The 4478-nt window shown below is 69.7% G+C and carries 5 protein-coding genes and 1 pseudogene; 2 read left to right on the top strand and 4 right to left on the bottom strand.

Going from position 1 to position 4478, the window contains the following annotated elements; genetic code table 11:
- Window positions 1-138: 138 nt before the first annotated feature.
- Genes ACFVWD_RS57535 through ACFVWD_RS57525 form a run of 3 tightly spaced genes read right to left on the bottom strand, consistent with a single transcriptional unit; the run spans window position 139 to window position 2202 of the window.
- Window positions 139-1011, bottom strand: coding sequence for a universal stress protein (locus ACFVWD_RS57535; protein ID WP_389607108.1), 873 nt, complete (start codon window positions 1009-1011; stop codon window positions 139-141).
- A gap of 5 nt (window positions 1012-1016) precedes the next feature.
- Window positions 1017-1277, bottom strand: coding sequence for a hypothetical protein (locus ACFVWD_RS57530; RefSeq protein WP_389607107.1), 261 nt, complete (start codon window positions 1275-1277; stop codon window positions 1017-1019).
- 25 nt (window positions 1278-1302) lie between these two features.
- Entirely contained in the window at window positions 1303-2202 is a 900-nt protein-coding gene (locus ACFVWD_RS57525; protein ID WP_389607106.1) for a universal stress protein, read from the bottom strand.
- 152 nt (window positions 2203-2354) lie between these two features.
- Between ACFVWD_RS57525 and ACFVWD_RS57520 the strand changes: the two genes are divergently transcribed.
- Together ACFVWD_RS57520 and ACFVWD_RS57515 are read left to right on the top strand one after the other, a co-directional pair.
- On the top strand, window positions 2355-2774 hold the full coding sequence (locus ACFVWD_RS57520; RefSeq protein WP_389607104.1) for an STAS domain-containing protein: 420 nt from the start codon (window positions 2355-2357) through the stop codon (window positions 2772-2774).
- A gap of 128 nt (window positions 2775-2902) precedes the next feature.
- A complete protein-coding gene (locus ACFVWD_RS57515) occupies window positions 2903-3580 on the top strand; it encodes a CBS domain-containing protein (protein ID WP_389607102.1) in 678 nt (225 codons plus the stop codon).
- A gap of 404 nt (window positions 3581-3984) precedes the next feature.
- Here ACFVWD_RS57515 and ACFVWD_RS57510 read toward each other — a convergent pair.
- Window positions 3985-4119, bottom strand: a pseudogene (locus tag ACFVWD_RS57510) (hypothetical protein); the annotation flags it as partial.
- Window positions 4120-4478 lie beyond the last annotated feature (359 nt).

The following is a 4478-nucleotide window of genomic DNA, read 5'->3' as shown; positions in this document are numbered from 1 at the left end:
CGCAGTGATCTCCGGCGCTTCGCGCCTCCGGGCCGAGGATCGCATTCCCGCCCGGCCTGAAGGCCGGGATTCCCTGCGAAGATTCAGAGGATGGCGTGGGCGCGGACCGGGACGGGATGGTGAGTGTCCTGGTCGAGGTCAGGCAGGTTCCGGTACGACGGCCACCGGGCACGCGGCGCGGTGCAGTACTCCGTGGGTAACGCGGCCGAGTTGGAGGCCGAAGTGGCCGTGGCGGCGCCGTGCGCCGACCACCAGCAGATCGGCCTCGCGAGAAGCGGCCAGGAGGGCGTCGCGGGCTCGGGCCTCGACCGTGCGCCGCTGTACCTGCAAGCCCTCCGGTACGTCGCGCAGCGCCTCTTCCAGCGCTTCCACGGCCTGCTGCTCGTACAGGTGGGCCGGTTCGCCGACGATCAGCGGGTGGCCGGTGGTCTCGTGTACGGGCCGACGCCAGGCCCGTACGGCCTCCAGCGGGACGCCGCGCAACAGGGCCTCTTCGGTGGCGAACCGCACAGCGGCTGTAGCCGCCGGCTTCTCACCGACTCCCAGGAGGATGCGGCCGCGCACTCCCGAGCGTGCCTGGTTGTCGTGGCTGCCGCGCAACACGATGACCGGACAGTGCGCGTGCCCCGCCACCATGACGCTGACGGAGCCCAGGAGCGTCTCGGTCAAGCCGCTGCGACCACGGCACCCCACCACCATGGCGAGGGCCGTCCGGCTCTCCCTCACGAGCGCGTACTCCGGCTCCTCGGGGAGTAGATCTGTGGTGACCTTCACGCCCGGCTGTCGGCGATGGGCTCGGCGCTCGGCGGTGTCGACGATGTCTTGCGCCATCACCTCCTCCGACGGCTTGCCCAGGTCATGTGCGAGGCAGGCGCCTTCGTAGCGCTCCCACAACGACGCGTACACCAACCGGAGTCCGGCTCCGCGCAGGGCGGCCTCGTCGGCCGCCCAGTCCACCGCCCTCAGGCTCGGCTCGGAACCATCGATGCCAACGATGATCGGAAGGTCCATGCTGCTCACGGTCCCACGGTTGGGTAGAGCCCGGCGACTGCGCACTTGGGCGTCGGCGTGTCCGGGGACAGCTTCGCCCACGTCAGCGGGGCGATGCGGACGGCGGAGGCGTCGTGGGCCGCCGACTCGGCCGAAGGCGCCGACCGCGGCTTGCACAGCCTGGAGGCGTTGATGCGCATGCGGGCCAGGACGGCTCCGGGCCGGCCGTCGGGACGTTTCCCGGCGGCCGGCGGCTGACCGAAGGCCCTTACGATCGCCGCATTCATGGGTTCTCCGGTTCAGAGTGCCGCGTCAGCCGTGCGCTACGACGGCGATGGGAGTAGTGATGTGGTGCAGGGCCGCATGGGTGACATGGCCGATGTGAGCACCGAGGGAACTGGTGCGGATACGGCGGCCGACGACCGCCAGGGAGGCGTCGCGGGCCGCGTTGACGAGCACCTGCGCGGCGCTGCCGCGCCGGCTCGCCTCGATCACCTCGACGCCCGGGAATTTCTGCCGCCAAGGACGCAGCACCTCGGTCAGGGCGGCGGAATGCTTGCGCTCGAGCGAGTCGTAGAGTTCGGCGTCGCCGGGGAAGCGGTAGAAGGAGGTGGGTGGCTCGGGCCAGCCGTACACCGCCCGCAGTGGCGCCTCCCGGCGCGTGGCGGCGTCGAAGGCGAACTCCAGCAGGGTGTCGTCCGGGTGATCCATGTCGAGGCCGAGCACCACAGGCCTGAAGGGCGTCGCAGTGGACGGCACGCCCGCCGGATCCATCGTGTGCTCGTCGGCGGCCTGTTCGCCCGCCCGCACCAGCACCACTGGTCGTTCCGCGCGGGCCACGACGGCCAGGCTCATCGATCCGACCATGAACCCACCGATGCCGCCGAGCCCCCGCGAGCCCAGCGCCAGCAGGTCGGCGAAGCCCGCCGCCTCGCACAGGATGTCGGCCACGGTTCCCGTGAGCTGCTCGGTGATCACCTCGATGCCGGGGTGCCGGAGACGGATGCCTTCTGCGGCCTCGATCGGTAGCCGCTCGGTCCAACGCTGGTGGGTCTCGTCGTCCGGCAGCGGGTCCACGTGCTTGGGCAGTGACTCATGGACGTGCACGATCTTCAGCGGCAGGCCACGCAGCAGCGCTTCGCGCGCCGCCCACTCGGCGGCGGCCCGGCTCTCGGTCGATCCGTCGAGACCTACGGTGACGGTTCGGGACATGGGCTCCACCTCCGGGTAAGCATTCGATTCCAGCGTGGTGAAGCGGTCGCGGTCAGGTCAGGGGCCAGACGTCCCTGAACGGGACCAACCGACCTACTGGCCCGGAACCACGAGGCGGTGGAGCCCTGCACCCACTGGGGGCGCCCGGGATCATGGCGGTGGACCAGTTGCCCCGGCTCACGGGTGTGCGGTCGGGCAGCTCGGAGTTCTTGCCCCAACTGTGTTCGTTCCTCAGGCATCTGTCGCACGTTCACCCCGCCACCGTGGCGCTGTCGGCCACCACGCTGGTGTTCCTCGTGGCCGTGGTCGACGAACGGACCGAGCCGGTCCGCCGGTTCGTCCTGAACACCGAGGCCATCGCCGAGGTGGACATCACGGCCCTGGACGCCGTCGACGGCCTGCGCCGGGAACTCACGGGCCGCGGCATCGTGTCCACCCTCGCCCGGGTCAGACAGGACCTGCTGGACGACCTGCAGGCGTACGGCCTCTCCGACTCCGTGGGTACGGACCGCATCTTCCTGACACTGCCGACCGCGCTCGCCCCGTACGAGGCGTGGTGCCGCGAGCGGTGACCTCCCGGGCGAGGTCGGCGGGAGGCCGAATGGCCCGGTTGGGGGCCGAGAGACCCCTGTCCCACCCGTTCGCATCGGCACACGCTGGTAGTGGCAGGACCGCTCAACGACGAGCACACGGAGTCATCATGTACGGCACCCCGCACATCGTCAGCGATGTCATGACCCACAACGTCGCCACCGTCGGCCGGTGGGCCTCGTTCAAGGACATGATGGGGATGATGCAGGACTGGCGGGTCAGCGCCCTGCCCGTGCTCGAGGGCGAGGGCCGGGTCATCGGTGTGGTCTCCGAGGCAGACCTGCTGCCCACGGAGGAACTGCGGGACAGCCCCGAGAAAGGCTACGCACTGCTGCGCCCCGCCGAGGTGGCGAAGGCCGGCGCGCTGACCGCCGGGGAACTGATGTCCTCGCCCGCAATCACCGTCCAGGCGAACGCCACCCTGGCCGAGGCCGCGCGAATCATGGCTCATGAGAAGGTCAAGCGGTTGCCCGTGGTCGACGAGGCGGGTCTGCTGCAAGGCGTGATCAGCCGTGCCGACCTGCTCAAGGTCTTCCTGCGCAAGGACGACGACATCGCCGAGGAGGTCCGCCGCGAAATCGTGGCGTACCTCTTCCCGCTGCCGGCCTCCAGCATCCACGTGGACGTGCACGACGGAGTCGCCACGCTGACAGGGAGGGTCCGCGACACGTCCCTGGTAGCCGTGGCCGCGCGTCTGGTACGGGCCGTCGAGGGCGTGGTGGACGTGGAGTTCGACCTCGCCCACGGCAAGGGTCCGCGTGAGGCGCAGGGACACTCGATGAAATGAACGGGGCCAGGTCGGCCCTCTTGCTTCCGTGGCCTGCGGGTGATGATCGGCTTCGTGGGCAGTCCGCAGCCTGTCCGTCCCGAGGGACCGAGTGGTCGCAATGATCGAGACACGAACCTTCACGGAGCAAGTCCCGATCCGGGTGTTCCTGCTCGACGACCAGGAATTCTCTGGGGCAAGAGGTGTGGCGCGAGGTGGGGTTCGACGAATTGGTGCAGATCAGCGCCGGTGCTGTTGACGATATCGGGTGCAACAGGTGTGGCGCCATCGCTGAATCGAGCGATGACAGCCTCGGCTGGCATCCGACCTCTCGCCCGAGCGGTCAGCTCCAGCAGTCGCGCCAACGGCTGAGGCGGAAAGGCCACCTCGCGGTGGATCAGGAGTAGTTCAGTGGCTACGGGGCGCACCAGGATCCCGATGAGGTTCCAGCGGTCGGGACGGTATCCGTCTGCGACCATGCCCCAGGCGATCGACCCTGCCACGAAGATCCCGCCGTATGCGGCGAGGATGCGGCCGAAGTTGTCGTCGGACTGGAACGTGGGGGCCAGCGTGCCTGGCCCGCGCCGTGCTGCCGAGGACACGGTCAACTTCAGCCGGTGAGGATGCGCGGCAGGACGCGCAGGGTCGGCCGATCCTGGTGAGGCTGGCGAGCGCCGCAGCCAGGAAGGGCCAGGCGAGGCCCGGAGCTATCAGCGCGACGCCGGTGAGCACGGTGGCATCGAGGATGAGCAGGCCGACGCTGCCTGCCATGGTGGCGGCGCGGTCTGGGTATCGGCCCCGGACTCTCGGTGTTCCGGAACTTTGCACTCTTGTCGATCTCGCGGGTCAGCCTTCGGAGGGACGCGGGGCGCGCAGGTGCGCCCGTTCCTTCAGCTCCTCCTCGTCGACCAGCTTGAGC

It is taken from the genome of Streptomyces sp. NPDC058086 (assembly GCF_042885015.1).
Classification (GTDB): Bacteria; Actinomycetota; Actinomycetes; order Streptomycetales; family Streptomycetaceae; genus Streptomyces.
This window is presented reverse-complemented; position numbering and strand designations above follow the sequence as displayed.